The sequence below is a fragment of the Mesorhizobium kowhaii genome, assembly GCF_042431665.1.
Classification (GTDB): Bacteria; Pseudomonadota; Alphaproteobacteria; order Rhizobiales; family Rhizobiaceae; genus Mesorhizobium; species Mesorhizobium kowhaii.
Genome location: NZ_JBHLYT010000001.1, coordinates 1 through 25827, shown reverse-complemented (window position 1 = coordinate 25827; position 25827 = coordinate 1). Strand labels below are relative to the sequence as shown.

25 protein-coding genes and 2 pseudogenes are annotated in these 25827 nt (G+C 60.8%); 10 read left to right on the top strand and 17 right to left on the bottom strand.

Annotated features, from left to right (window positions below):
* Positions 1-22: 22 nt before the first annotated feature.
* Entirely contained in the window at positions 23-442 is a 420-nt protein-coding gene (locus ACFFNA_RS00130) for an Ohr family peroxiredoxin (RefSeq protein WP_378914647.1), read from the top strand.
* 303 nt (positions 443-745) lie between these two features.
* Here the strand turns inward: ACFFNA_RS00130 and ACFFNA_RS00125 are convergent, their stop codons facing one another.
* Entirely contained in the window at positions 746-2065 is a 1320-nt protein-coding gene (locus tag ACFFNA_RS00125) for a tyrosine-type recombinase/integrase (protein WP_378914645.1), read from the bottom strand.
* Between the two features lie 110 nt (positions 2066-2175).
* On the opposite strand from ACFFNA_RS00125, the gene ACFFNA_RS00120 reads away from it, so the two are divergent.
* Positions 2176-2529, top strand: coding sequence for a hypothetical protein (locus tag ACFFNA_RS00120; protein ID WP_378914644.1), 354 nt, complete (start codon positions 2176-2178; stop codon positions 2527-2529).
* Positions 2530-2804: 275 nt separating this feature from the next.
* Here ACFFNA_RS00120 and ACFFNA_RS41365 read toward each other — a convergent pair whose 3' ends face one another.
* The 8 genes from ACFFNA_RS41365 to ACFFNA_RS00085 form a co-directional block, all read right to left on the bottom strand.
* The gene (locus ACFFNA_RS41365; protein ID WP_514132016.1) at positions 2805-3296 is read right to left on the bottom strand and encodes a DUF8737 domain-containing protein; all 492 of its coding nucleotides are present in this window, start codon (positions 3294-3296) and stop codon (positions 2805-2807) included.
* Between the two features lie 287 nt (positions 3297-3583).
* On the bottom strand, positions 3584-4510 hold the full coding sequence (locus ACFFNA_RS00115; RefSeq protein ID WP_378914642.1) for an NmrA family NAD(P)-binding protein: 927 nt from the start codon (positions 4508-4510) through the stop codon (positions 3584-3586).
* A gap of 84 nt (positions 4511-4594) precedes the next feature.
* Positions 4595-5416, bottom strand: coding sequence for an alpha/beta fold hydrolase (locus tag ACFFNA_RS00110; protein ID WP_378914640.1), 822 nt, complete (start codon positions 5414-5416; stop codon positions 4595-4597).
* 134 nt (positions 5417-5550) lie between these two features.
* Complete coding sequence (locus ACFFNA_RS00105) at positions 5551-6561, bottom strand: nitrilase-related carbon-nitrogen hydrolase (protein WP_378914638.1); 1011 nt, start codon at positions 6559-6561, stop codon at positions 5551-5553.
* A 116-nt stretch (positions 6562-6677) separates the two neighbouring features.
* The gene (locus ACFFNA_RS00100) at positions 6678-7076 is read right to left on the bottom strand and encodes a hypothetical protein (protein WP_378914636.1); all 399 of its coding nucleotides are present in this window, start codon (positions 7074-7076) and stop codon (positions 6678-6680) included.
* Positions 7077-7240: 164 nt separating this feature from the next.
* Entirely contained in the window at positions 7241-7615 is a 375-nt protein-coding gene (locus tag ACFFNA_RS00095) for a hypothetical protein (protein ID WP_378914634.1), read from the bottom strand.
* 42 nt (positions 7616-7657) lie between these two features.
* Positions 7658-8128, bottom strand: a complete 471-nt coding sequence (locus ACFFNA_RS00090; protein WP_378914633.1) for a hypothetical protein — start codon at positions 8126-8128, stop codon at positions 7658-7660.
* Positions 8125-8997 carry an alpha/beta fold hydrolase gene (locus tag ACFFNA_RS00085; protein ID WP_378914631.1) on the bottom strand — a complete coding sequence of 291 codons (873 nt, stop codon included), beginning with the start codon at positions 8995-8997 and terminating at the stop codon, positions 8125-8127. The genes ACFFNA_RS00090 and ACFFNA_RS00085 overlap by 4 nt, the downstream gene beginning before the upstream one ends.
* Positions 8998-9383: 386 nt before the next feature.
* On the opposite strand from ACFFNA_RS00085, the gene ACFFNA_RS00080 reads away from it, so the two are divergent.
* The 3 genes from ACFFNA_RS00080 to ACFFNA_RS00070 all read left to right on the top strand — a co-directional run bounded on the left by ACFFNA_RS00080 (position 9384) and on the right by ACFFNA_RS00070 (position 12304).
* Positions 9384-10340, top strand: coding sequence for a GlxA family transcriptional regulator (locus ACFFNA_RS00080; RefSeq protein ID WP_378914833.1), 957 nt, complete (start codon positions 9384-9386; stop codon positions 10338-10340).
* A 169-nt stretch (positions 10341-10509) separates the two neighbouring features.
* Complete coding sequence (locus ACFFNA_RS00075; protein WP_378914629.1) at positions 10510-11481, top strand: GlxA family transcriptional regulator; 972 nt, start codon at positions 10510-10512, stop codon at positions 11479-11481.
* 172 nt (positions 11482-11653) lie between these two features.
* Positions 11654-12304, top strand: coding sequence for a hypothetical protein (locus ACFFNA_RS00070; RefSeq protein ID WP_378914627.1), 651 nt, complete (start codon positions 11654-11656; stop codon positions 12302-12304).
* Between the two features lie 79 nt (positions 12305-12383).
* Here the strand turns inward: ACFFNA_RS00070 and ACFFNA_RS00065 are convergent.
* Positions 12384-13049 (bottom strand): annotated as a pseudogene (locus ACFFNA_RS00065) (oxidoreductase); the annotation flags it as partial.
* A 204-nt stretch (positions 13050-13253) separates the two neighbouring features.
* On the opposite strand from ACFFNA_RS00065, the gene ACFFNA_RS00060 reads away from it, so the two are divergent.
* Both ACFFNA_RS00060 and ACFFNA_RS00055 read left to right on the top strand, forming a co-directional pair.
* On the top strand, positions 13254-13664 hold the full coding sequence (locus ACFFNA_RS00060; protein WP_378914625.1) for a winged helix-turn-helix transcriptional regulator: 411 nt from the start codon (positions 13254-13256) through the stop codon (positions 13662-13664).
* A 338-nt stretch (positions 13665-14002) separates the two neighbouring features.
* Positions 14003-15430 (top strand): aldehyde dehydrogenase family protein, encoded by a 1428-nt coding sequence (locus ACFFNA_RS00055; RefSeq protein ID WP_378914623.1) that lies wholly within the window; start codon positions 14003-14005, stop codon positions 15428-15430.
* A 488-nt stretch (positions 15431-15918) separates the two neighbouring features.
* Here ACFFNA_RS00055 and ACFFNA_RS00050 read toward each other — a convergent pair whose 3' ends face one another.
* The 5 genes from ACFFNA_RS00050 to ACFFNA_RS00030 all read right to left on the bottom strand — a co-directional run bounded on the left by ACFFNA_RS00050 (position 15919) and on the right by ACFFNA_RS00030 (position 20824).
* Positions 15919-16941 (bottom strand): Gfo/Idh/MocA family oxidoreductase, encoded by a 1023-nt coding sequence (locus ACFFNA_RS00050; protein WP_378914621.1) that lies wholly within the window; start codon positions 16939-16941, stop codon positions 15919-15921.
* Positions 16942-16980: 39 nt separating this feature from the next.
* Positions 16981-17781, bottom strand: coding sequence for a TIM barrel protein (locus ACFFNA_RS00045; RefSeq protein WP_378914619.1), 801 nt, complete (start codon positions 17779-17781; stop codon positions 16981-16983).
* A gap of 21 nt (positions 17782-17802) precedes the next feature.
* On the bottom strand, positions 17803-18603 hold the full coding sequence (locus ACFFNA_RS00040) for an ATP-binding cassette domain-containing protein (protein WP_378914618.1): 801 nt from the start codon (positions 18601-18603) through the stop codon (positions 17803-17805).
* A gap of 2 nt (positions 18604-18605) precedes the next feature.
* Positions 18606-19727 (bottom strand): ABC transporter permease, encoded by a 1122-nt coding sequence (locus ACFFNA_RS00035; RefSeq protein WP_378914616.1) that lies wholly within the window; start codon positions 19725-19727, stop codon positions 18606-18608.
* Between the two features lie 149 nt (positions 19728-19876).
* Positions 19877-20824 (bottom strand): sugar ABC transporter substrate-binding protein, encoded by a 948-nt coding sequence (locus ACFFNA_RS00030; RefSeq protein WP_378914615.1) that lies wholly within the window; start codon positions 20822-20824, stop codon positions 19877-19879.
* 218 nt (positions 20825-21042) lie between these two features.
* Here ACFFNA_RS00030 and ACFFNA_RS00025 point away from each other — a divergent pair, with 218 nt between their 5' ends.
* Together ACFFNA_RS00025 and ACFFNA_RS00020 are read left to right on the top strand one after the other, a co-directional pair.
* On the top strand, positions 21043-22035 hold the full coding sequence (locus tag ACFFNA_RS00025; RefSeq protein WP_378914613.1) for a LacI family DNA-binding transcriptional regulator: 993 nt from the start codon (positions 21043-21045) through the stop codon (positions 22033-22035).
* A 97-nt stretch (positions 22036-22132) separates the two neighbouring features.
* Positions 22133-22231: pseudogene (locus ACFFNA_RS00020) on the top strand (RpiB/LacA/LacB family sugar-phosphate isomerase); the annotation flags it as partial.
* A 53-nt stretch (positions 22232-22284) separates the two neighbouring features.
* Here ACFFNA_RS00020 and ACFFNA_RS00015 read toward each other — a convergent pair.
* Positions 22285-23178, bottom strand: coding sequence for a LysR family transcriptional regulator (locus ACFFNA_RS00015; RefSeq protein WP_378914611.1), 894 nt, complete (start codon positions 23176-23178; stop codon positions 22285-22287).
* Between the two features lie 156 nt (positions 23179-23334).
* Between ACFFNA_RS00015 and ACFFNA_RS00010 the strand changes: the two genes are divergently transcribed.
* Positions 23335-23988: a hydrolase gene (locus ACFFNA_RS00010; RefSeq protein ID WP_378914609.1), complete on the top strand. Its 654-nt coding sequence runs from the start codon at positions 23335-23337 to the stop codon at positions 23986-23988.
* A gap of 1646 nt (positions 23989-25634) precedes the next feature.
* Here ACFFNA_RS00010 and ACFFNA_RS00005 read toward each other — a convergent pair.
* The coding region (locus tag ACFFNA_RS00005; protein ID WP_378914607.1) for a hypothetical protein at positions 25635-25827 on the bottom strand (193 nt) is incomplete at its 5' end.

The following is a 25827-nucleotide window of genomic DNA, read 5'->3' as shown; positions in this document are numbered from 1 at the left end:
GCTGCCAGCAAAAAGAATGCCCATGAGCCGCATCGCAAGGGTTGTCTACACGGCCAGGACCTCAACTACGGGCGGCCGCGAAAATGGCGCCTCGCGCAGCTCCGATGGCCTTCTGGACATCTGGCTTTCGGCGCCCGGATCGGCGCGCATAGGCACCAATCCGGAGCAGTTGCTCGCGGCCGGCTGGTCGGCCAGCTTCGCAAGCGCAATCGCATTTGCGGCCCACGAACGAAAAATCGCGCTGCCTGCAGGGGTGAGCATCGAGGCCGAGGTGAATCTGAACTACGGAGAAAACGGCCACTTTCTCAGCGTCCAACTGGATATTGCCGTGCCGGATCTGGAGCGTGATGTCGTACAAATTCTGGTGGATGAAGCGCACGACATTTGTCCTTACTCCAAAGTGACACGGGGCAACATCGATATCATAACGAGGATTGTCTGATCTTACCTAAATCGCCCGTCGACGTTGAAGCTCTTGGCACCTCGCTCCCGGTCTTTTCTGGGTCAGATCATGATCGTGCCCACGTCGACGTGAATGTCCGCTTTCGATATCCGCGGGCTCGAAGCTGCCTGGTCCGTTGTCGGCCCAAAGCAGCCGTCGGGTGATATCCAAAACGCGCCAGAAACGGACGCTCGGAAAGACCTTGGCGGCACCCGCGCGTCGCGGCCAGGCACCGTCGAGTTGCTCCATTTCGACGGCTCGAGTTCTTGGTTACCTTCGGCGAGGAGGGTAAGGCGCCCTTGGTCAGGCGGCAGCGTGGCCCCCTTTATGCGCTGATGAGTTCGTCTGTCCTAGGAAGTGTGCAAGCGCTGACTTCCTGGAAGCGCGATCGAGCGCATAGGAGGTGTGGCTAAAGGCAACGCCGTCGAGAAGGCCCTGAATGTAGCCAGCGATGCCGTCAGCCGCCATAATGAGCGCTGTGTCCACGGTGTGTATGTAGCGGCTGGTCACCGACCCTCGTGAGTGACCGACCAAGGCGGCGATCGTCGCCTCGGTGAACCCAAGGTCATTGGCGATGCTGGCGAAGCTGCGCCGCAGAACATGCGGCGTGATGCCGGCCAACTCGGTCTTCATGAGTAGCTTCGTCCAGTGCCTGGGGAAGCTTCCGAACGGCGTGTCATCCTCCCAGCCGGGAAAGACATAGTCTTCAGCACCCTGTTGTTCGTCACGGCTACCCTCCAGGTATTCCAGGATCGGCAGACCGATCGGACGCACGGACGCTCCTTCCTTGCTGTCGGTCAGGCGCAGGCAACTGCCCTCGATATCGACTTCGCCGTAACGAAGGCCGATGACCTCACTGCGTCGGCAGCCCGTCAGGGCGATCACCCGGATCATTTCTGCGGTGGTCTCATATTGCCCGTCGTCGACCGCCTTCTTCAGAATATCGCCGAGCGTGCGATACTCTTGCTCGCTGAGACGCCGTGCGTTGACCCTGTCCTGCGGCTTGCGAACACCATGTACGGGGTTCTGCTCGATGATGCCGAGTTCGACCGCATAGGTGAGAATGCCCCCGAAGAGCCCTATCGTTCGAGCCGCTGTGCCGGCTCCACCGCGCACGATTGCGCGCCCACGCAACTTGCCCGTCTTGACGTTCGCGCGTGTCTTGCCCGCCATGATGTCCTTCATGGCCTGGGTGATGTCGGACTTGGCTAAGTCCCGCACCCGTCGACTGCCGAGCAGCGGAACGATGTGGCGCTCAACGCGCCCGACATCGGTGGAGATTGTTGTGGGTTGCTTTGGTCGCCCCCTCTTCCCGAGCACGAGCCCATTGTTGAGATCTTCGAGGTAACGGGTGCAGAGTTCCTTGACCGTGATCGCCTCGCGATCGAGCTTGCGCTCCTCGGCGGGGTTGCCGCCCCTTGCGACCTGACCCAGCAGGACTTTCGCCTCGCGCCTGGCTTGCTCGGGAGTCCAAACTCCGTGCAGGCCGATCGTGCAGCGGCGCGAGCGGCCGGCAGTGCGATACTGCACAACGTAGCTGCGCTTGCCCGAAGCGAAGACACGCAAGCCAAAACCGGGCAGTTCTTCGTCCCATGCCCCGTCGAGGGCTATCCATCCTGACATGAATGCGCGAACCGTCGTGTTACGGTGCTGGTGATGTTCACGGCATCCGATCTGGCCTGCCGTGAAGTGAAGAGGAGAGGCTCACTACGTCCAGGATCAACCGCCGCGCCTTGCTCTTCCACTCCGGAAGCGCAGTCGTCGCCTCGACCGTTGCAGCAAACGCTCTCGGCAAAGAGCGACTGAGCCGTGAATGGCAACCATCCAACGACCTGCCAGCGCTGATTGAGGCGCACAAGACAGCGTACGCAGCGTTCGGCAAGGCCGTCCACGAAAGGGGCAGCCGCAGCCGCCACCACATCAAGGCTGCCCGCGAGGAGGAGAGGGCGCTACTGGCCATCTGCGCCTATCGTGCGGTCAGAGAAGGCGATCGCTTGGCCAAAGCCCGATATCTTTTGGAGATCGAGGCGCGCGGCGAACTCGACCTCGCGGAACATATGCAGGCTGTTCTCCGCTCGACGATGTGAAAGTGATGAGACTTCTAGGCGCGTAGACGGTCAGACCCGGAATGTCTGCAGTGCGCCTCCAAGCGGCCGCTCACCCTGAAAGATGCTGCGCATCTCCCGGTCAGGATCGTCGTCGAAAGCACGGTCGCGTGTCTCGCCGGATGAGGGTTGGTGCCCTCAGCTTGTAGAGGGCGAAAGACCTTGTTCTATCAGACCCCAGCTGAGAAGTTCGCAAATTGTGTTGCGGCGATCAGTTGAACCCGCCGCCAGAAGCGGTTCTTCGCGGACTCGCCTTATTAGCTTCCGGCGGCTGCGTTGGTCGACATTGACCGGGCCCTCAGGAGAAGCGCGAAAAGCATAAAATGTACACACAGAAGAAGGGGTACATATACGGTCGGAATGTAAAACGTGGCGCCCAGTGCCGAGGGGTGAAAGTCTTCATCAAAGAGGCCTTGGTAGAATGCAAATAGAAGATCGCCCGCTCCCCACAGGTTGAAGAGCCAGAGCGCGGCGTATCCGGCCGGTCTCCGCAGGAGTATTAGGGCCACCCAAGCGAGTACGACTGCAAACAAGTCGCCGAAAGCACCGGGCGCCGCGAAGGCTCTGGGCAATGAGCCCGCGACACCAGGAACAAGGAAAGACGCGCCAACGAAGCGAAATACATTGAGATAAAGCAGAGGTGTGGCCGCGTCGGGCAATGAGCGGGATCGGACAAATGGCCAAATGTAGCGAGAGCAAACCGCTCCCCAAGCTACAAAGCTGAACGCGATGCTGATTCCGAAAATCATAAGGTCGATCATGAGATTCATCCAATGTAAGACGTCAATGTGACTAGAAAGCAACCCAGGTCCGCATCGCAAACGCGTTGAACTTCAAACCTGCATCTCCGAAGTTCGTCGCACTTATCTGCAGGGCCAGAGCGTGTCAGCCCGGCGGATCGAGTAAGCAACCCGTGAGAACGGGCTGCATCGCAACGATAAACGAGAACGCATTTTCAACCGGAATATTTTTTGCTCGGATTGCCTCCGCAAGCACGCTCCTTAGCGAAGCCGGACCCCTGTCTACGATACTGTGCTTATTCAGGCGTGGCCGGCGCGAACGAATGCGCGTTTCGTTGTACGAACTCCCGAATGCTCATCGGCGGTACGCCAGTTAGCCCTTCGACATCATGGCTGAACCGATCGTACCTGTTTTCCTGATGAAGCTGCGCCATTGTCGCCACGTGGGCGGCGACATGGGGTGGCATCCCGAAGGCAATAAGTTGCTCCCCCCATATCTCCAGCGGAACGTCGACGTACGAGATCGCGCGGCCGAGCGCCGCCGAGAACTCGCGTGCGACCGCGTCCATGTCCTGCGAAACCGGGCCGGTCAGATGGTACGTCTTGCCAATGTGCTCGACGGGATCACTGAGGATCTCGGCGATCACCCGAGCAACGTCGACCGCGGCGATGGCCGAGTTCTTGCCCTTTCCAAAAGGCGCCAGAATCTTGTCCTGCATGGCGACGGCTTTGGCGGTCTGAAGGAACAGGCCTTCCATGAAGGCGGTTGGTCGCACTTCCACCACCGGCAGTTCGGACCAGGACAGTATCTGCTCCACCAGCCAATGCTGCTTCTGCTGCGGGCTCGCGGTCGTGTTGAAGATATCCATCTCGTTGACGGTCATCTGGGAGAGATTGATGAACGCCTTCACGCCATGGTGCTTGGCGACCACCGCGACGTTGGCCGCCGCCTCGAGATAGGTCGGTGCGACCGACATCGCGAAGCAGACACGTTCGCACCCCTCGATCGCCTGGTGTACGGCCATGATGTCGAGCAGATCACCGACCACGACCTCGGCGCCTAGATCTCGCAACATCATGGCCCGCTCGTCGTCCACGCGAACCTGCGCCCGTACCCGGAACCCCCGGGCGAGAAGCAGCTCCGTCACGGTGCGGCCCACCGAGCCGATCCGTCCGGCCGCGCCGGTCACGAGAATCGGAAACTCATGCTGTGCTTCGTTCATCTTCCACCTCGCTCGGAATACATATGCACTGCCGCACTACGAAGCCTCTCTGCCGCAGGACGATCGGCAACTGACTTCACCCCTTCATCCTTTGAGGAACGCCAACAGGTCTGCGTTCACTTGGTCGGCGTGGGTGACGCACATGCCATGCGGAGCGCCGGCATATTCCTTCAGGCTCGCGTTTGGCAGGATCTTCACCGAACGCCTGGACGCGATGTCGATAGGAACGATCTGATCGTCATCTCCCTGCAGGAGCAGGGTCGGGATCGTCATCTTCTTGAGATCATCCGTGAAGTTGGTCTCGGAGAAGGCCTTGATGCAATCATACTCGCCCTTGAGGCTACCCATCATTCCCTGAAGCCAGAAGGAGTCGATCTGGCCCTGCGAGACTTTCGCGTTGGGACGATTATAGCCAAAGAACGGCATCGCCAGTTCCTTGAAGAACGCGGCACGATCGGCAACAAGGCTGGAACGCAGGCCATCGAACACGCTCATCGGCGCACTGTTCGGGTTCGTGGCAGTCTGCACCATGTGCGGAGGCACCGCGGAAATCAGAACTGCTTTCGACACACGCGATGTGCCGTGGCGGCCGATGTAGCGCGCCACCTCGCCTCCACCCGTTGAATGGCCGATCATCGTTGCACCCTTGACGTCGAGCGTCTCAAGGAGCGTGGCGAGATCGTCAGCATAGGTATCCATGTCGTTGCCAGTCCACGTCTGATCTGATCGACCATGGCTACGGCGATCATGGGCAATAACGCGGTAGCCGTTGTTCCCCAGGAATAGCATTTGGGCGTCCCAGGCGTCTGCGGTGAGCGGCCATCCATGGGAGAACGTCACGACCGGGCCGGCGCCCCAGTCCTTGAAGTAAATCTTCGCGCCGTCGTTCATCGTTGCCGTCGTCATGAGCTTTGATCCTTTGTGAGCAGGTTGGTGAACTGGCGGCCTGGAGGCCTTCGTCGTGTCCGCAAGTGCCACTTTCGGGAGGCCGAGCGCGGCGATGAGACTGCCGCCAGCGAGAAGGAGATGCCGGCGTGAGGTCATGAGAGTGCTGACATGACTGGACGCGACCCAACGTCTTCCAGCCGATCGGCCTGCCCGAGGATTTCCGGTGCCGGATGCGCGCTGCGCTCGTGTACATGGGGCTTCGGCGTGCGGTCGATCAGCAGGCTGAGCAGTTCCGGGCGGCTATAGTGACCGCGCGAGTCCATCAGACGCTTGCGCTTGTCGATCGCCCAGAAATCGAGATCGGCGATGACTTCGCCTTCGCCCGATCGCAGCGGCACGCCCATGAGTTCGCCCTCAGGAGAAACGATCGCCGTGAAGCAGCCGCTGGAGATCGGCTCGATGCTGCTGCCGGTGCCCTTCATGATCTGGGCTTGCTGCTCGACATCCAGCCAGGCTGTCGCACAGACCACGAAGCATCCTGCCACTAGGGCGTGTTGGCGGATATTGACTGATATCTGCTCGGAGAAGCCGTCGCCGGCGAACGAACCGGGATACATGGCGGAGTGGATCTGCTCGCCATCGGCCATCAGGGCATAGCGGGCCAGTGGATTGTAGTGCTCCCAGCAGGCCAGTTGGCCGATGCGCCCCACGGCGCTGTCGACACAGCGCAGCCCCGAGCCATCGCCCTGACCCCAGACCAGGCGTTCATGATAGGTCGGGGAAATCTTGCGGCGGTGCTGAATGAGCGTGCCGTCAGCATCGAACAGCAGTTGCGCATTGTAGATCGTGCCGCCATCGCGCTCGTTGACGCCGATGGAGACGACCATGCCGGCTTGCTTGGCGGCGTCGGCAATCGCGCGGGTAGCGTCGGACGGCACGGTCACCGCCTGATCGAGCAATTTGTAGTGCTCTGCACCCATCAAGTAAGGCGCTTCGACGAAGGTGAAATATGGATAGTAGGGCACGACCGTTTCCGGGAAGGTCGCGAATTGGACGCCTTGGTGGCCAAGCTCGGAGATCTTCTTGACGACTTTGCCAACAGTGCCTTCCCGGCTGTAGAGAACGGGACTGATCTGCACGGCTGCGGCTTTGACAATAGGCATCGTGACGGGTCCTTCTTGGCGGATTGTTGATGTAATCTTTGGTCCGCGCGACGCGGCTTCACCATGCCCCAGTCCGCTTCGACCGGTTTGCGATAGAGCCTCGAGCGCTACCAAGGTCACAACGAGGCCCGCGGGTCGCATTGCGAACGCGGAGGTTCGGCGATGAGCATGGCGAGCGGCGCAAGCGGCCCGAGAGCGATCAGCTCGAATTCCATCATTCCGGCGACGCCGAGGGGGAGCTTCTCCAGGAGTTCGTGCGCCTCTGCCGTGCTGGTGGCTTTCACTATGAAGACGACGCCGCGGCTCTCTGTCTGGGAGAACCACTGCTCGATCTTGCCGGCGAGATGATTGCGAACCGTCGCGCGAACCTCATGGGGTCGGACCGAGGCGATCGCCTCGGGCGTGCCCTTCGCTGTGACCGAGCCGATTGCTAGGATCTTGGTCGTCGCACCGACAACGGAAGCGAGCGCGGGCAATATCTCGGCATGGACGCGCGGATTCTTGACGTCAGCCATTTTGCTGTTCCTCTCGTCGTATCGGTGTGGGGACGGACCGCGAACTACTTCACAGTATCCGTCAAAAGCACGCGAAGCGGTGCGACCGGGCAGTCACGAAGCTACCAAGGCGGTCCGATGGAGCTGGAGCGCTACCAAGCTCACGACGAGGCCCGCGGGTCGCATTACGAACGCGGAGGTTCGCCGATGAGCATGGCGAGCGGTGCCAGCGGCCCGAGAGCGATCAACTCGAATTCCATCATGCCGGCGACGCCTAGAGGAAGTTTTTCCAGGAGTTCGTGCGCCTCTGCGGTACTGATGGCGTTCACGATGAACACGACGCCGTAGCCCTCCGTCTGGAAGAACCATTGCTCGATCTTGCCGGCGAGATGGTTGCGAACCGTTGCGCGGACTTCCTGAGGAAGGACGGGGGCGATCGCCTCGGGCGTTCCCTTGGCCGTTACCGAGCCGATCGCCAGGATCTTGGTTGTCGGACCAACGACGGCGGCAAGTGCGGGCAGTATCTTCGCATGAACGCGCGGGTTCTTGTTATCGGACATTTTTGCTGTTCCTCTTGCCGAATTGGTGTGGGGAGCCGCGAACTACTTCGCAGGCTCGGTCAAAAGCACGCGGAGTGGGGCGATCGGGCCGAGCGGAATCATTTGGAACTCCATCAGGCCCGCCTGGCCGAAAGGAAACTTGCCCAGCAGGTCCAGCGCCTCCTTCGGATCGGTGACGTTCATCATGAACACGACGCCGCTCTGGTCCTGCTTGAGGTACCACTGGTCGATTTTCCCAGCGAGATAGAGCCGCACGGTGTCGCGTACTTCGGCGGGCAGGAGCGGCTTCCACCGCTCCGGCGACCCCTTGGCTGTGAAGGTGCCGATCGCCAGCAGCTTGGTCGTCGGGACATCGAGGCCCGATGATGGCGGCGGCGCGGCAGGCGTCGCTGACTGAGCGAACGAAGCGGTCGGGCTGAGCGCCGCCAGTACCGCGACGAGGCCAACGGCGCGGGCGAGCTTGGTCGAACGGCCCACGCGAACTGTGAGCTTGCCGAGGATACCGGGGCTCATGACAGCATCGCCTTCGCTACTTGCGCGGGCTCATCGGCCTGCAGCCAATGGCCCGCCGGTATGACGGTGAGGGACGCATTTTTGAGCTGAGATTGACGCCGCTCGGCCATGGCGACGGGGAAGTAGGGGTCGTATTGTCCCCAGATCAGCTTGACCGGAATATCGAGCGTCTTGAGCGCGGTCAGATGCTTGGCGTTTCGGGCGTGTTCATCGAAGAATTCCGCCGCCAACTGCACGAAGGCCGGACCGGCGCCAGGTTGGACGATGAAGTTGTCGCTGATCAGTTGACCGATGAACGCGCTGAAATGGGGCTTTTGCACCTCGGGTAAGGGGTCCAGAAATTTCTTCTGCTGCCATTTCAGGAGCCAGCCAAACTGTTCGGGGCTCTGGGCGATCGCTATTGCAAGGGCCTGCATGCTCCGGGTCGCAAAGAGCGTGATCATCTCGGGCCAAAGAACCGTGGAGTTCTCGCTATAGGCCGAGTTGAGCATGATTGCGGAGTCGACACCGTCCGGATGAGCGAGCGCGTAGTTGAGCGTCGCCATCCCGGAGGAATCGTGAGCAACCGGGACGATCTTCCCAAGGCCCAGACCCGCGACGACCGCTTCAAGGTCGCCCAGTTGCTGCTTGAAGCTATAGATGGCGCCGGCAGGCTTGTCCGAGGCGCCGAAGCCCAAGAAATCGAACGTCACGACGCGCCGGCCGCTGGCGACCACGTGCGGAACCAAGTCATCCCAGATGTGCAGATTGTCGGGGAAGCCGTGCATGAGCACGAAAGCTGGGCCGGAGCCCGCGTAATCTCGAGCATAGAGGCTGCCTTCTTTCCGCGGAATACGGTGCTCAGAGAACTGGATGGGATCAGAAGACATGCATCATCCTCTCTTCCTCGTGGAAGCCCCGAGGTAAGTTTGCGATTGACTGCCTGTGCCGCAAGAAACTTGTCTGTAACGAACTCTCGACAGCGTCGTTCTGGCGACTATCGAACAGCAGGCCGCAGCGCTTGAATTGATGGCGATCAAGGAGTTTCTTTTTGGCCATCGAAAACTGCGTCATGCAGAACGAGATCTATTGGTTGCTTCGACTGTAATGGTTTCAGCGGTTCCGGCGTAGGTCGTTCTTGCCACCATTCGTGACATGGGTCGGTCCGGGCACGCGGGGCTCGCCGCGCGCGGACGCCAAGCGAGTATTTCGGAATACGTGTCGTCGATGGCACTAAATTCAGGTAGTGTGTGAATTCGGGACGCGAGGAGTGAATATGCATCGGGTTGGGTTCATCGTGCCGCAACGGTTTCAGTTGATGAGCCTTGCGGCGCTGACGGCGTTCGAGATCGTGAACCTGCCCCCGGCCGACCAGCGCTACGATATCCATTTGTTGTCAGAACATGGCGGCCTGGTTCGGTCTTCCTCGGGAATGACGCTGGAAACCGAAGCGTTCGGAGATCCCGCCTTCGACACTGTCATCGTGGGTTCGATCACCGAGATGGACATGCCTCCCTCCGCTGCCACTATGATCGCGTTCGTGCAGGAAGCCGCCAGGGCGTCGAGGCGGATCGCCTCAATCTGCAGCGGAGCGTTCGTGCTGGCCGAAGCGGGCCTTCTGAATGGTCGACGTGCGACGATGCACTGGGCCCATGCAGCCAGCTTCAGGGCGCGGTTTCCGGATGTCAGAGCGGAGGAGGACCGGATCTACATCAATGACGGCCCGGTCTGGACATCGGCGGGAATGACCGCGGGGATCGACCTCGTTCTGGCGTTGATCGATAATGATCTCGGTCCCGAAGCCGCGAAAATGGTCGCCAGGCTTCTGGTCATGAACCAGCGTCGGATGGGTGGACAAAAGCAGCATTCCGCGCTCCTCGATATGACGCCGAAGTCCGATCGCATCGAATTGATTCTGGCGCACATCCGCCAGAATCTGCGTAACCCACTTACGATCGAGGAGCTTGCGGCGGTCGCCAATCTCAGCCCCCGCCAGTTCAGCCGTGCCTTTCTGGCCGAAACCGGCCAGTCACCGGCAAAGGCCGTTGAGCAGCTTCGGCTGGAAGCTGCCAGGTTCATGATCGAGGAAGGGCGGCACACGGTTAACGTCGTGGCGCAGGAAACCGGCTTTGCGGATCGCGAACGCATGCGCCGGGCGTTCCTTCGAACCTTCGGCGTGCCTGCTGAGATATTGCGCAGGAACGCGCGACGGGAGGCGGTCGCGGCGGCCTGACTTTGGGCTGTCAAGAATGTAGGCTCTTGAACCAGGCTTGTCAGTGTGGCGCCGAAGGCGCTCTTGGCCATCCGGCTCACGCGGGAGCGGCTAGGTTCGAAGTCAGAGCACGCCACCTAGATGACACCCATCTGGGCTACTATCCACGTTTCGGGCATCAGGAGCAGCCATGCATCGGGTAGGTCTCATTGTCCCGCACGGCTTCCAGCTCTTGAGCCTCGCGCCCCTGACGGCATTCGAAATGACGGGATTCGGACTTGCGAAGCCACCTCCAGCCGATACCAACTATGACCTCCACCTGTTGTCGGAACACGGCGGTTCCGTGCGATCTTCCTGTGGCTTGACCGTTGAAACCGAAGCATTCGGCGATCCGGACTTTGATACAATCATTGTCGGCGCGATCACCGCGTTCGAAATGGCTCCATCGAATGCAAATTTGATCGCCTTCGTGCAAAAAGCAGCCAGCGTGTCGAGGCGCACGGCATCATTTTGTAACGGGGCGTTTGTTCTCGCTGAAGCCGGGCTTCTTGATGGTCGCCGTGCGACGACGCATTGGATTCAAGCGGCCAGTTTCAAGGCTCGGTTTCCGAATGTCAGGATGGAGGAAGACCGGATCTATATCAATGACGGTCCGATCTGGACATCGGCTGGAATGACCGCAGGAGTCGATCTTGTCCTAGCGATGATCGATAGGGATCTGGGTCCCGAAGTTGCGAAAGTCACTGCCAAGCTTATGGTCATTAATCAACGACGGATGGGCGGACAAACGCAGCATTCCGCACTCCTCGACATGACGCCGAAATCCGATCGTATTGAGTTGGTCGTGGCGCACATCCGCCAAAACCTCCGAAACCCGCTCACCATCGAAGAGCTTGCGGCTATCGCCAACCTTAGCCCTCGCCAGTTCAGCCGCGCGTTTCTCGCCGAGACCGGCCAGTCACCGGCAAGAGCTGTCGAGCGGCTTCGGTTGGAAGCTGCTAGGTTCATGATCGAGGAAGGGCGGCACTCGGTTAAAGTGGTCGCGCAAGAAACGGGTTTTGCGGACCGCGAACGAATGCGCCGGGCGTTCCTCAGGACCTTCGGCTTGCCCGCGGAGGCGCTGCGGAGGAACGCTCGACAGGCGGCGGTGGTGGCTGCCTGACTCTGGATCTAGCCACGGACTTCTGTCAGGACTGGCATCTGCGGAACACATTCTCTTTGGGGATAAGCTGCCAGCAACCCCGTTGAGCAGCGAGGCTGGGAATTAAACGCTCGACCAGAAGCTCGCGCGCCCAAGAGCAACGATCGATTGCATAACAGCTGGAGTGGCCCCCTTGGGCAACACGCGCAACAATTTACACCGCAAGCGGGAACAGTGCTTTCTGGACATTGCCCGGAAACGAGCAACCACGGGTCGTTTCTTCGTCTCCCTCGAAGGTGCCGATGAGGTGCTGCCGCAGTTGGAAGCGGATGAGATCATCAAGTATGATGTCAACGCGGGCGGTTATTTCGTCGCGCACGATATTTATGCCGAGTGGGCGCTCGACAGGATAATCGAACGGTCATTTCACTCGTCGCTTACATTCGACAAATTCTACGAGACAATCGGCAGTTCTCTGCCGGTGCGGCGAGCGTTCCGGAGCTGGCTTTCCGAGAAACTCCTATCGGGCGATGACGCGGCCAGACGACTTATAGAGTCGACCATCGACGCCACCGCGATGGGACGTCACTGGAGAGACGAAGTGATCGTCGCCGCCATGCTCTCTCCCTACGCTGACGTGTTCATCAGTTATCCAAGCGGCGAGCTGCTCAGCCTAACCGACGGGTCACTCGAAGAGGGAGCCTCCGCCCGAAACATTCCGTCCGTTTCTGCTCGCAATCTGGGTGCTCGACGGCTGAGGAGCGGACCAAGTCGCATCGAAGGGTCAGCTTTTTCAAGAAGGCAGCATGATCGGTCAACGCAGCGCAAGAGACATCACCGATGATGTTGACATGCCCAAAGTCCGTCGAGCAATGGTTAATGGGAGGACGGCAAGAAGTTATTGTCCAGCCGTCCCGCCCGCATCAGACCAGTTCGGCCGAGGCAGCGGCGTCGAAACCCTTCAAGGCCGCATGATCGCCGTTTTCGACCTTGGCGGCCCAGTTGGGATCGCTGAGCAGAGCCCGGCCCACAGCGATCAGGTCGAACTCATCCCGCTCCATTCGCTCGATGAGGCGGTGCAGGCTGGCTGAGGTTGACCCCTTACCGGCAAAGGCGTTGGTGACGTCGTTGTCGAGGCCGACCGACCCGACGCTGATCGTGGCCGCTCCGGTCACTTTCTTGGCCCAGCCTGCGCCGTTGAGACCGTTCTCGCCGTCGACCTCGGGGAACTCGGGCTCCCAGAAGCGACGCTGTGAAACGTGCAGGACATCGACGCCCGCCTCGACCAACGGCAGCAGCCAGTTCTCCATCTCCGCTGGCGTGTCCGCGATGCACACGCTGTAGTCCTGCTGCTTCCACTGGCTGACGCGCACGATGATCGGGAAATCGGGACCAACCGCTTCGCGCACCGCAGTGACGATCTCACCAGCAAAGCGCGAGCGGTCCTTGATTGTCTGGCCGCCATAGGGGTCGGTACGCAAATTTATTCCCGCCCAAAAGAACTGGTCGATAAGGTAGCCGTGCGCGCCCTGAATCTCGACGGTGTCGAACCCGAGCCGCTTGGCATCCGCCGTCGCTTTGGCAAAGGCGAGAAGAGGCGCGTCATCGGCGCCATTACGATGCGGTTTTTTAGTTCAAGCGACGGGATGGCGAGGGGACGAAACAAGCTGCTGGTATCGGGACGAGGCATGAACAGGAACTCCGTTGTGTTTGATGAGCCTTACAGGTATATCATGTAGACCTAGCATCAATTAGGCACCCTAAGTCGCCTACGTATATCGAAGGAAACTGGCATGCTTGACCTCGAACCGCTTTGCTTCTCGTCGGACTGCCCCAGCCGGGCCCTGTTCGATCAGATCGCTGATAAATGGTCGATGATGGTGCTGGCCGTGCTTGATGACGGTCCGCAGCGCTTCAACGCGATCCGTCGGCGGCTGCAAGGCGTGAGCCAGAAGGCGCTCACCCAGTGCCTCCGCCGGTTGGAGCGCAACGGCCTGATAGCCCGAGAGGTGATGTCGCTTTCGCCGGTCGCGGTGCAGTATCAGGTCACGCCGCTGGGTCGCACGTTGCAGGAGCCGCTTCGGGAACTGCACAATTGGACGCTTGTGAAACTGCCGGACGTAACAGCGGCGCGACAGACGTTCGACGCCACGGGTAGCGGAACGACAGGCGCGGACAGGTCGCTGCTCCAGTCATTCGCATGAACGCAACGCCGACCGACAACGCTGGCGGAACGGCGCTGGCAAAGTGACGCCGTATTCCGGGCGATGATCCAGACGCGAATAATACCGCCGGCGACCGTTTAGCGTGTCCGGTATACTTTGCCCTACCAGCGCTACTTAAAGTGCCTAATTGACGCTAGGTTTACATAATATACCTTGCCTTCATCAGTGACGATGGAGTGCCCTATGCGCCAATTCGACCCCTAATCCGACAAGGACTGACACCGCTCCGGATCAGCCTGCGCCGTCGATCACGACGCCGCGCGCTCCAATTACGGCGGACCCGCTTCCAACGACCATTCAAATTTTATGAGGATCTCATGCGCAACAATCTTCAATTCTATATCGACGGGGCTTGGGTACAGCCCACGAGCAACGCCGTGCTCGACGTCATTAACCCCGCGGACGAGTCCGTCGTCGGCCGAGTCGCTCTTGGCGATACAAGCGACGTTGACGAAGCCGTTTCTGCCGCGCGCAAGGCGTTCGAGACATATTCACGGACCTCCGTCGCGGAACGTGTCGCGCTTTTCGATCGGATCATTGCTGCGTATGAAAAGCGGGCGGGCGACCTCGCTACCGCGGTGAGCGACGAAATGGGCGCGCCGCAGTGGCTGTCCGAGCAGTTGCAGGTGACCGTCGGCGTCGCCCATTTCCAGATCGCACGCGCAGCTTTGGCCGACTACCGTTTCGATGAGCCGCTGGGCTCGAGCGAAGTCGTGCGCGAGGCGGTCGGCGTATGCGCCCTGATCACGCCGTGGAATTGGCCGTTGATGCTGATCGCGGCCAAAGTGGCCCCCGCGCTGGCTGCGGGATGCACCATGGTGTTGAAGCCGTCCGAAATTGCGCCCTTCTCGGGCACGATCTTCGCCGAGATCCTGCACGAGGCCGGAGTACCCAAGGGGGTGTTCAACCTCGTTCATGGCGATGGCCGTGTCGTCGGCAGTGCGCTGACAAGCCATCCTGACGTAGACCTCGTCTCCTTCACCGGCTCTACTGCCGCTGGGATCGAGGTGGCGCGCAGCGGCGCACTGACCGTCAAGAGGGTGCATCAGGAGCTGGGCGGCAAATCGCCAAACATCATCCTGCGCAGCGCCGATCTAGCATCTGCCGTCGAAGGCGGTGTGGCGCAGATGATGCTCAACTGCGGACAGTCCTGCAGCGCGCCGTCGCGGATGCTGGTTCACGTCGATCAGGTCGCCGAAGCGATCGGCTACGCCCGCACGGCCGCCGAAGCCTGGTCGGTCGGGCATCCTTCATCCAATGCGAAGATGGGGCCGGTGGCCTCCGAGGCGCAGTGGAACAAGATCCAGCGCCTGATCCAGGCCGGACTCGATGAAGGGGCCACGTTGGTAACCGGCGGGCTTGGCCGCCCGGAAGGGCTTGAGACCGGCTTCTACGTCCGACCCACGGTGTTCGCCGACGTGCGTAACGACATGACCATCGCGCGCGAGGAAATCTTCGGTCCGGTACTGGTCATCATCGCCTATACCGACGAAGAGGAAGCCGTGAGGATCGCCAACGACACGACCTACGGGCTTGCTGCCTATGTGCAGGGTGAGCGTGGCGCGGCCGAGGCGACGGCGCGGCGCCTGCGTGCCGGTCAGGTCTACCTCAACAACGTCGGTCTGGACCTGGCTGCGCCCTTCGGTGGATACAAGCAGTCGGGCAATGGCCGGGAGTGGGGCCCGATGGCCATCGGTGAATTCCTTGAGATCAAGGCCATCATTGGCTTCCGCGAGGCGGCCTGACATCTGACATCAGCTTGACGTAAATGCCGCCCGGGGCCGGCCCGGGCGGCACTCAGTAAAGTCCCGGCCAGACTCGCCGAGGCCGCCAGAGGGACGTTGGACGCGATAGATTCGCTGTGTACCGTGCACGACCGTTTAAGAGATCAATTTTGCGCAAGACCTAACCAGCTCTCTCGCCAGACGCCTATCTATTGCGCCGCCGCAGCTCGTCGCGAAAGATGCGCCTCGCCTCTTTCAGGTTTCGACTGCCGAGAAGCCTGGCGAATCGAGCGACTGTCGTCTTCGAGACGCCTGTTTGCGCAGCGATCTTGTTAGCACTCTCAAAGGCCAGGAGCTCAGGATGCGCGAAGGCGGCCGCCGCCAACTTCTTGACTTGCGGCGGGAAAACGATCTCGCGACCAGCGACCCATCTTTTCAGGTCTGCAAAACTCGCCGCCCGATTGGTGTCATCCTCCGAAACGGACATGTCCGCACCTTCGCGCCACCCATCAGATTTCGCTCATCGAGACGGTGCGCCTCTCTTCCACCGACTTGATGCATGCAAGGGCGATCGCAAGCGCGGTGCGCGCATCCTGGCCAGTCGGCCCGGTCACCACGCCGCTGCGAACCGCGTTGACGAACGAAGCCAACTGCGCGGTATAGCCATGCACGAAATGGTCGGTGTCGCGCCGCCAGGTATCGCTGGAGACGCCTTTGCTGTCGAAGAGGGTCATGCTCGAACGGCGCACGTCGCCCATGGTGATCATGCCGCCCGAACCGAAGACTTCGCCGCGGATGTCGTAGCCGTACATGGCGGAGAAATTAGCTTCCGCGACAGCAATCGAACCATTGTCGAAACGGATGGTGACGACAGCGGTGTCGTGGAAACCCCTGTCCTTGAAGTCGGGGCGCACGAGCGCATCGGCTAATGCCGTCACCTCCACGGGCCGGGCTTCAGGATTGAGCCAGACAAGCGTGTCGAAGTCGTGGATCAGCGTCTCGTAGAAGATCGTCCAGCGCGGCGTCTTTTCCGGACTGCCGCCATAGGGGCCTGGGTCGCGGGTCAGCGACCGGATCAACTGCGGCGTTCCCACCTTGCCCGCATCGATCGCGGCGCGCCCTTCGGCGAAAGCCTGGTCCCAGCGGCGGTTGAAGCCGACTTGCAGCGGCACCCCGGCGCTGGACGCGGCGGCGATCACGCGATCGGCCTCTTCGAGGGTCAGCGCCATGGGCTTTTCGCAGAACACGGCCTTGCCGGCCTCGGCCGCCTGAACGGCAAGGCTGGCATGGAAGCGCGCCGGCGATGCGATGATGACGGCTTCGACCGCCGGGTCGGAGAGCACCGCCGAGACATCGGTCACGGCGTTGGATACGTCCAGCTTTCGGGCGAGCCCTTGCGCCGCGCCCTCAGCCGGGTCGGCGATCGCGACCAGGTTTGCGTCGACAAGCCGGCGCGCGACGGATTCGGCGTGAAAGGAACCGATGCGGCCAGCCCCGATCAAAGCGACGTTCACAGGGCGTTGGGTAGGCATTTGATACTCCGAAATTCGAATGTTGAAAAAGTGGCTGGCTTAGACGGTGAAAGCCTGGCGGAAGCGGCTGAGTGCCAATTCGTCGTCGCCCGACGGCCATGCCTCCATGCCGATGACGCCGCGATAGCCCATTGCGTCGAGGGCGCGGGCAATGGCTGGATAGTTGATTTCGCCGGTGCCGGGCTCGGTGCGCCCCGGGACATCTGCCACCTGGATCTCGCCGATATGGGGAAGTGCCTGGCGGCACAGCTCGATCAGATTCCCTTCGCCGATCTGTGCGTGGTAGAGGTCTAGATTGAGTTTGAGCGACCGCCGGTTGACGGACGACACCAGCGCGATCGTGTCGGCGGCCTTGGCGAAAGGCGTTTTCGGGTGGTCGACGGCCCCATTGAGGTTTTCGAGGACGAAGGTCACGCCTTCCTGCTCGCCAAGGTCGGCGATGCGCTCGAGCGTGTCGTGGGCCTTGAGCCACATCGCGCCAGTCACGACTTCGGACTTGACGACCGGAAGGCCCTGGCCGTCGAGCCCGGTGCCGTGCAGGTTGAGTCGCGGGCAGTTCAGTTGCTTGGCGACTGGGATCGAGAGTTTCGCGGTCCTGATCAGCTCGTCCGCGCCCGCGTCATCGGCAAGCGTCCCCGTGACATAGCCGGTCATCGAGGAAAACGAGGCGCCGGACTTGGCCAACGCGGCGATGTCGTGCTTCGTCCAGTCCCAGATTTCGGCGACGAAGCCGAGTTCGGTGATCCGCTTAAGGCGGTCGAGCACGGGAAGCGAGCGGAACACCATTTCCGCGCAAACCGCCAAGGTAAAGGGTCCCGAGGTTGCTGGGGCCGTTGTCATCATCAATATCCTGTTTCGAGGTTAGATCGTTCCGCCGAGTTCGTCGGACAGGGTCTGCAGTTCCTTGCCGCCCGCCATCATATTTTGCAGTTCGTCGATGCTGATCTCGCCTTTCGCGCAGGTGCCTAGCGTCTTGCCGCGATTGAGCACGGTGAAGCGACTGCCGACGGCATAGGCATGGCGGACGTTGTGGGTGATGAAGATCACCCCAAGCCCCTTCTGCTGCACCTGGTGGATGTATTTCAGCACCATCGAGGTCTGGGCAACACCAAGCGCCGACGTCGGTTCATCGAGGATCAGCACCTTGGCGCCGAAGTAGACGGCGCGCGCGATCGCCACGCATTGCCGCTCGCCGCCGGAGAGTGTGCCGACTGCCTGATTGGGATCGCGGATGTCGATGCCAATCTTGTGCATCTCCTCATGCGTCACAGCGTTGCAGTGCTTGAAGTCGATGTAGCGGAATGGCGCAATGCCCTTGCGCGGCTCGCGACCCATGAAAAAATTGCGGGTGATCGACATCAGCGGGATCATCGCCAGGTCCTGATAGACTGTGGCGATGCCGGCATCGAGCGCGTCGCGCGGGCTGTTGAAGGTGACCCGTTTGCCCTCAACGAGGAAGTCGCCGCTGGTCGGACGAACCACGCCGGAAAGCGTCTTGATGAGTGTCGACTTCCCGGCGCCATTGTCGCCGAGCAGACACAACACTTCGCCTTGCGATACCTTCATCGAAACGCCCGAAAGCGCGATGACCGACCCATAGTGCTTAACGATATTGTTGACCTCGATGAGAGGCGGCGAGGTCGCCGCTTTGCTATCAGCCATGATCAGCGCTCCCCTGTCACCTTGCGGCGGATGAAGTTGTTGAAGAGGACGGCCAGAAGCAGCATCGAGCCCAGAAAGACCTGGAACCAGTCGGAATCGAACTGGGTGTATGTCAGGCCGATGGAGACGAGGCCGAAAATGATGGCGCCGAAGAAGGCGCCTATGGCCGAGCCATAGCCGCCGGTCAGCAGGCTGCCACCAATGACGGCGGCGATGATCGCCTCGAACTCCTTCTGGAAGCCGCGGCGCGCATCCGTCGAGCCGGCATCAAGCACCGTGATGATGGCGACGAGTGCTGCAGCGCAAGCCGTCAGCGCGAAAAGCCCGGTCTTCACACGGTGGACAGGCACGCCTGAGTTTCTCGCCGCGACTGGATCGCCGCCGGCGGCGAAGATCCAGTTGCCGACGCGTGTGCGAAGCAGCACCCAAGTCGCGACCCCGGTCACTCCGACGAACCACAGGACGGAGACAGGCACACCCGTGACCTTGGGCACGCCATTGTCGAATTTCTCGATCAGGTCGTGCTCGGCCAGCCAGGTGAACAGGGGTTGGAAGGCGACGCCCGAAAATACCTGTTTTAGCAATCCATCGCCGACGACATCCTCTATCCCGCGCAACTGCGTCGAGCCGCCTGTCGCCCATTTGAGGCCGACCAGGGTCAGGCCGCGCAGGATGAACAGGAAGGCAAGGGTGACGATGAATGACGGCAGCCGCGTCCTGATGACGATTTGTCCGTTGACCGCACCCATGACCGCTGCAAGCAGCAGCGTGAAGGCGATGGAGATCCAGAGCGGCTGGCCGAAATTGGTCAACAGCGCGCCGAAGATCAGGCCGGTGAAAGCCACCATCGAGCCGATCGAGAGATCAAACTCGCCGCCGATCATCAGCAGCGATGCGGCGATGGCGAGAATGCCCAGTTGCGACGCCGGCGCCAGGATGGTCATCAGGCCGGACAGCGAAAACATCGAGGGGTCGGCGGTGAAGAAGAAGAACACCACCACCAGGACAAGCCCGGCGACGGCGCCGAGCTCGGGCCGGCGCATCATATGCGTGAGAAAGCCGACTTGCCGGATCCGTTCGTCGGATTTCGTGGCAGTCGCTGGTGTCTGTTCGTTCTGAACCATGATTTCTCCCTCCCAAAGCGTGCCAAGTTGCCGAAGCGCTCGTGTCCGAAAACCGGGAGATTGCCTGATCCGGCGCCTGGCCGGCCAAATACCCCTCCCCGAAAACCGGGGAGGGGTTTCGACAATCACAGAGGATCGGCAGCCCGCGATCAGCGGATGCCCTTGGCCGACAGTTCGACGACCTGCGCCGCCTTGTCCTTGGTGATCAGGTTCGGGCCGGAAGGCACGTCGCCGCCCGGGATCAGGCCGTATTTCGCATAGTTCGCCAGGAAGACGACCGGCAGATATCCCTGCAGGAACTGCTGCTGGTCGATGGCAAACGCAGCGTCGCCGGCCGCGACCGCCTTCAGGAAATCCGCCGAAAGGTCGAAAGTGGCGACATTGATCTTGCCGAGCTTGCCGACATCCTTGACGGCGGCAAGCGAGGGTTCGCCGGCGGTGCTGGCGCCGAGCGCCATGATGGTGTCGATGTCGCCGTTCGCACTCAGCGCCGCCTTCACCTTGGCGCGGACATCGGCGGGATCGTTGGAGACCGGCAGCACCTTCACATTGCCTTCAAAGCCATCGCCGAAGCCCTTGCAGCGCTGGTCGAGCGCGACGTTGCCGACTTCCTGGTTCACGCAGATGGCGGCCTTGCCGCCCATCTCCTTCAACTTCATTCCCGCCGCCTTACCGGCACTGTACTCGTCCTGGCCGACATGCAGGAGCGCGCCCAGGCCCTTCGAAACATCGGACCCGGAGTTTATCGAGATGACCGGGATGCCGGCGGCGACTGCCTTCTTGATCGATGGCCCGAGCGCGGAAGCGTCCGGTATCGAGACGATCAGGCCGTTCGGCTTCTGATTGACTGCCGCATCGATCAACTGGCCCATCGCCACCATGTCGAATGTCTCGGGGGCACGATAGTCGACCTTGACGCCGACATCCTTGGCGCCGGCCGTCACGCCGTTCTTGACCACGGACCAGAAGGGGTCGTTGGCCTGGCCATGGCTGACGACGATGATCTTGATGTCCTTCGCCGAAGCCATCTGGGCACCGGTCATCAGACCGCCGAGCACGGCCGCACCGAAGGCAAGCTTCCTCAACATCGATTTCATTTCGATTCCTCCAAATTGGGCGCGGCTTTGCGGCGCCTCTCCTCCGTATTTCGGCGCCTTCACACGCGCCGATGCTCCCGTCTGGCTACCAATCATCTCTTTGCTACCGGTAGCAAACGTGTATATTCATAACCATCGGCAAAAGGATGTCAATGTTCATTTCATTTTGCGATGAAATGAAATAGGCGTTCCATATGACGGCGCGGACGGGAAGAGCGATGGCCAAGAGGGCGACTGCAAGAGACGTCGCGGAGCAGGCGGGCGTCTCCAAATGGACGGTCATCCGCGCCTTCACGCCGGGCGCGTCGATTACCGAGAACAGCCGCGCCAAGGTGATGGCCGTCGCTGAAAAGCTGAACTACCGGCCCAATCTGCTTGCCCGAAGCCTGGCGACCAACCTTACGCATCAGGTGGCCGTTCTCGTCGACGACTTCGAAAATCCCTACAAGCTGTCATTCCTCGAGCGGCTCACCTTGGAACTTCAATCGGAGGGTCTGGTTGCCGTTCTGATCAACATCAACGAGCACTTCGATCACGTGCATGCGCTCCTAAACGCCGATCAGCGCCAGCTCGATGCTGTGGTCATGTGCGGCACCGCGTTCAGAACCGAAATGCTGCAGGATGTCAGGCTTGACGGAGCGGCGCCAATGTTCGTTCTCGCGCGCGACAGCCAGATCCCGGGTGTGCCCGCGATTAACTGCGACACGACGTTGGCCATCAACGAGCTATGCAGGCATCTGCATGGGAAAGGATACAGGCGGCCTGGCTTCATGGCCGGAGCAAAGACGCTGTCGACCGCGCTTGGCCGCCAACGGGCGTTCAAGGCATTCTGGCAACTTCACGGCATCGACGAGGTTCCGGAATTGGTGGCGCACTCCTACAGCGCCACCTCTGGTGCGGCGGCTGCCCGGCGTTATTTGGGCGAAGTGTCGCCCGCTGACCGCATCGATGTTCTTTTGTGTGAAAATGATGTCTTGGCATTCGGCGCCATGGACGTCATCCGCAGTGAATTCGGGTTGAAGGTGCCGTCAGACATTGCCGTGGCGGGTTTCGACAACACGCTGTTTGCCTCCGCGCCCGCCTATGATCTTACGACATACGAACAACCCATCGAGGCGATGGTAAAAGCGACCGTTGCCATGATCATGGGCCGTGAGCCCAATGCGACAATAACCCTACCAGGACGATTGGTTGCGCGCGGATCAGCATAGCGTCGCGGCGACCGCAGAGCTGCCTTTTGACAAAGTGGGATCCAGCGGTTCCACCTACCCAGCCGACTCGGCTGGGTAGGCCGAGCACTCGGGAATGTCGATCCTCGATACCTGGCCGGCATCGGAATTCGATGAAGAGGGGCCGTCCGCCGGCAATGTCCAGGCCATCGTCCGGCTCGATGCGGCGAAGGCCTAATTAGTAGAGCGACCTTCGAATTCCTGCCCTTTGATTAGGCCTCGCGCTCGTGTTCAGCGGCCGAGCCCCCAAAGGTGTGGGTTCAGTTCGAAGCTCTTGATCAGCATCTCGGTGAGAACCCGTACTTTACGCGCGGGATGCTGACCAGGTGGGCGGATGACATACGCGCCTGCCGAAGGTGGTGGATAGCGTGTCATAATCGGAACGAGCGCTCCGGAGGTCACATAATCATGCGTGATGCAATCGGGGAGCCAAGCGATGCCGAGCCCTGCCACTGCTGCTGCGGCAAGCGCCGTGGCGTTGTCGGCCTTGAACCTGCCCTGCGGCTGAACCGTGAAGATCTTGTCGCCATCCATGAACTGCCAGGCTTCCGTCCCCTGCATGAGTGCCTGATGGGTGACGAGTTCAGCCGGCGTCTGAGGTGAACCGCGCGTTTTGATATAATCTGGACTTGCGACGAGCTTTCCATCGATCGGTCCGATGCGCTTCGCGATCAGGTTGGAGTCCTGAAGGTACCCGACCCGGATCGCGCAGTCGAAACCCTCCGCGATGAGATCGACGAAGCGATCGCTGTAGGAGGTATCGATCTGGAGCTGCGGGTGCTGATGCGCCATTTCCGCAAGTACCGGGGCGAAGTGGGTTGGGCCGAAAGAAAGCGGCATGGCAACTCTCAGGCGGCCGCGCAGATCACCGGCTGGGAGGATCGTTTCCCTGGCCGTGTCGATCTCGGCGCTGGCTCGGGCCGCATGATCCCTGAACGTGATCCCCGCTTCCGTAAGCGCGGCACCGCGGGTCGTTCGTGCAAGAAGCTGAACGCCGAGTTCTGCTTCGATCCGGGAAAGCCGCCGACTGACGATTGACTTGGAGACGCCGAGCCGGCGCGCGGCGGCCGATACGCCCCTTGCATCGGCCACTGCGACGAATGTCTGCAGATCTTCGATGTCCAATTCGGCGTTCCTCATTTCGCGACACAGTTTGCCTGACTATGGCACTACCGCATCACCAAAGGGAACAGCAAATTGCGGCCAGGCAACGTCGCCCAGCTGGCGCATGTCTCCCGTGAACCCATCGCCGTCCATAGCGGCAGAGAAAGGAAGTCTTAAATGATCCCTCGGAACGGCCTTGATTCGCTTCTTCGTCCCGAAGACTCTGTACTCGTTCTGATCGACCATCAGCCTTATCAGCTCGCGAACCTGAACAGCCACGATCCGCAGATGGTGGTCAACAATTCGACGGCTCTGGCGAAGGTCGCCAAAGCCTTCGGCGTCCCCACCATCCTTACCAGCGTGATCGCTGACCGGGGCGGTCTTATCTTCCCCCACATCACGGACGTGTTCCCCGGCCAGGAGGTGATCGACCGGACGTTCATCAACACTTGGGAGGATCAGAAGGTCGTCGACGCGGTCAAGGCAACGGGCCGCAAGCAGCTGATCATCGCTGGCCTGTGGACAGAGATATGCGTCGCGATGCCGACGATCCAGGCTCTCGGCGAAGGCTGGGATGTGACGGTCATCACAGATGCCTCGGGCGGCACGTCGGTCGAAGCGCACGAGGTCGCCATCCAGCGCATGATCGCGGCTGGCGCGAACATGATGACCTGGCTGGCGCTGGCGTCCGAATGGCAGCGCGACTGGGCCCGGACCGAGCACGCTGCAGAGTTGACGGACGTGCTCAAGCACCACGCCGCTGGCAGCGGCATCGCGTTTCTGTGGGAGCAGCAGTTGCTCAACACTCCGGTGCCTAGCAACGCAGGATGATCTGGGCGGGATGACGAGCATTCAGACCGATGCGTCGCAAGGAAGTTGAACACTCATCGGGCCTCGTCATCCCACGCTGCTGGTCGGTTCTTGTCATCTCAGAAATAGCAGCAATGAACGGAAAACTGAACCCGCTGGCCCTGGCACCAGCATTGGATGCCGACCAGGGAGTGCAGGGGATGGTCTCATATCCCGGCGGGCTTGCCGGCAAATGCGAACTCAGTCTGATAGGAACCACAACCCTCGAGCACGGAGTTGTCCATCTTCGCTATCGGTTTTCAAAGCCGAGATAGTGAGGCGGTTTTTTGCTCTGCTGCCATACTAACTGGTTCAGCCTGCCAACGTGATGGCACCTCGTCCTCAAGGATCAGCGACGTAAGCGCCGGTCTGGGTTGTGCATCTGCCGCCGCATCGCTGAGCAATCAAGGTGGCGGCGAGCGAGGTGCCCAAAGCGTCATTCTTCGGCGGAATCCGCAGAATCGCCCCAAGGTCCCGATACTCTCGCTTAGAAGTGGTCCAGTACGCAGGTAAGTTGGCCGGCGCCAGATCGGGAAGGTTGCCTGGTTAGGCGCCGGCCAAGCGGGAAATCAGGCCCGCCGCAATAGCGTTCTAGCCAAGTCTTTACGCAACGTCATGCCGGCATCGCGGAACGAACCGAGGTCATGGACTGAATCCCATCCGCTGTGCCAATTTCGTCACTTTTGGTACCCCGACCTTTGAACAGCGCCCAGCCTCTCGCGATCCGAACGACCCGGCGCCTGCAAAGCGTTCATTGCTTTTCGGCGCCGTTGTCATACTCTCGAAATATGAGGGATCTTCCTAAGAACGTTGACGTCGACGCCGTGATCTTGATCGGGCAATATCTCGACGATCACAGCAAGACCACTCCAGTGTCTATTTCAGACGCGATCAGGGTCATTCGAAAGCGAGCCGTAACGCATCTCTCCGATTTCGACTTAGAGGAATTGATCGTTGAATGCGCGGGGGTGCGGCAATTGGGCGTTCTGTTGGACACTCATGACGACTGACTCGTCTCGGCTACAGCGGCGCGCGCAATCCCAGCCTGCGGGCTGCCGTCGTCACAATGAAGGGTGACCTGCGAAAGGGTCTGTGAAATCGTAACCGACCGACATGGACAAGCGTCGTCGTCGACGGCTTCGCCGCGCTCCGGATCGACGATGCGGGCGTCGCAAGAATCTTGGTCGATCTCGACCGTCCAACGCTGACGGGATTTCCGAGTAATGTCGACTACCTCGGCTAGATCGCCGGTCCGATAGGGCAAGCCCAACTCGGCGGCCTCTTCCGGCGTCCTTGGTTCATTGACCCATCCCATCACAAAGCAAATGTCGATGTCGAGCTGGCGAGGCCGTTAGGGTGATCACCCGGATCATTTCTGCGGTGGTCTCATATTGTCCGTCCTCGACCGACTGCCGCAGAATATCGCCGAGCGTGCGATACTCCTGTTTTCTGAGACGGCGGGCATTGACCTGTCCTTCGGTTTGCGAACGGTATGCACAGGGTTCTGCTCGATGATCCCGAGCTCCACTGCATAGGTGAGAATGCCGCCGAGGAGACCGATCTTCCGGGCCGCCGTAGGCCCACCAGCTACTTCCTATGATCGACTCATAATATGACGTAATACGGCGTCAAATCTGGCGGCATTCAATCGTTGGCACTCCCGCATCCGCCTTTGAGCTTGCGCTCCTGCCCCTGGGACGAAACTGTATCACCCGTGCGGATGGTGCCTCGCCACGCATCAGCGCAGCGATGTGGTCGCCCACTCCATTCGCCGCATCGATCAGCAAGCTATCCACGCGTTTCAGAATATAGCCGCCGGTC

Coding starts and splice junctions, on each gene's coding strand:
- ACFFNA_RS00050 (WP_378914621.1), bottom strand. CDS start 16,941: ATGCCTACCCAACGCCCTGTGAACGTCGCTTTGATCGGGGCTGGCCGC.
- ACFFNA_RS00010 (WP_378914609.1), top strand. CDS start 23,335: ATGATCCCTCGGAACGGCCTTGATTCGCTTCTTCGTCCCGAAGACTCT.
- ACFFNA_RS00095 (WP_378914634.1), bottom strand. CDS start 7,615: ATGTCCGATAACAAGAACCCGCGCGTTCATGCGAAGATACTGCCCGCA.
- ACFFNA_RS00085 (WP_378914631.1), bottom strand. CDS start 8,997: ATGTCTTCTGATCCCATCCAGTTCTCTGAGCACCGTATTCCGCGGAAA.
- ACFFNA_RS00035 (WP_378914616.1), bottom strand. CDS start 19,727: ATGGTTCAGAACGAACAGACACCAGCGACTGCCACGAAATCCGACGAA.
- ACFFNA_RS00040 (WP_378914618.1), bottom strand. CDS start 18,603: ATGGCTGATAGCAAAGCGGCGACCTCGCCGCCTCTCATCGAGGTCAAC.
- ACFFNA_RS00130 (WP_378914647.1), top strand. CDS start 23: ATGAGCCGCATCGCAAGGGTTGTCTACACGGCCAGGACCTCAACTACG.
- ACFFNA_RS00030 (WP_378914615.1), bottom strand. CDS start 20,824: ATGAAATCGATGTTGAGGAAGCTTGCCTTCGGTGCGGCCGTGCTCGGC.
- ACFFNA_RS00025 (WP_378914613.1), top strand. CDS start 21,043: ATGGCCAAGAGGGCGACTGCAAGAGACGTCGCGGAGCAGGCGGGCGTC.
- ACFFNA_RS00080 (WP_378914833.1), top strand. CDS start 9,384: ATGCATCGGGTTGGGTTCATCGTGCCGCAACGGTTTCAGTTGATGAGC.
- ACFFNA_RS00075 (WP_378914629.1), top strand. CDS start 10,510: ATGCATCGGGTAGGTCTCATTGTCCCGCACGGCTTCCAGCTCTTGAGC.
- ACFFNA_RS00100 (WP_378914636.1), bottom strand. CDS start 7,076: ATGGCTGACGTCAAGAATCCGCGCGTCCATGCCGAGATATTGCCCGCG.
- ACFFNA_RS00090 (WP_378914633.1), bottom strand. CDS start 8,128: ATGAGCCCCGGTATCCTCGGCAAGCTCACAGTTCGCGTGGGCCGTTCG.
- ACFFNA_RS00055 (WP_378914623.1), top strand. CDS start 14,003: ATGCGCAACAATCTTCAATTCTATATCGACGGGGCTTGGGTACAGCCC.
- ACFFNA_RS00110 (WP_378914640.1), bottom strand. CDS start 5,416: ATGACGACGGCAACGATGAACGACGGCGCGAAGATTTACTTCAAGGAC.
- ACFFNA_RS00045 (WP_378914619.1), bottom strand. CDS start 17,781: ATGACAACGGCCCCAGCAACCTCGGGACCCTTTACCTTGGCGGTTTGC.
- ACFFNA_RS00115 (WP_378914642.1), bottom strand. CDS start 4,510: ATGAACGAAGCACAGCATGAGTTTCCGATTCTCGTGACCGGCGCGGCC.
- ACFFNA_RS00060 (WP_378914625.1), top strand. CDS start 13,254: ATGCTTGACCTCGAACCGCTTTGCTTCTCGTCGGACTGCCCCAGCCGG.
- ACFFNA_RS00105 (WP_378914638.1), bottom strand. CDS start 6,561: ATGCCTATTGTCAAAGCCGCAGCCGTGCAGATCAGTCCCGTTCTCTAC.
- ACFFNA_RS41365 (WP_514132016.1), bottom strand. CDS start 3,296: ATGATTTTCGGAATCAGCATCGCGTTCAGCTTTGTAGCTTGGGGAGCG.
- ACFFNA_RS00125 (WP_378914645.1), bottom strand. CDS start 2,065: ATGTCAGGATGGATAGCCCTCGACGGGGCATGGGACGAAGAACTGCCC.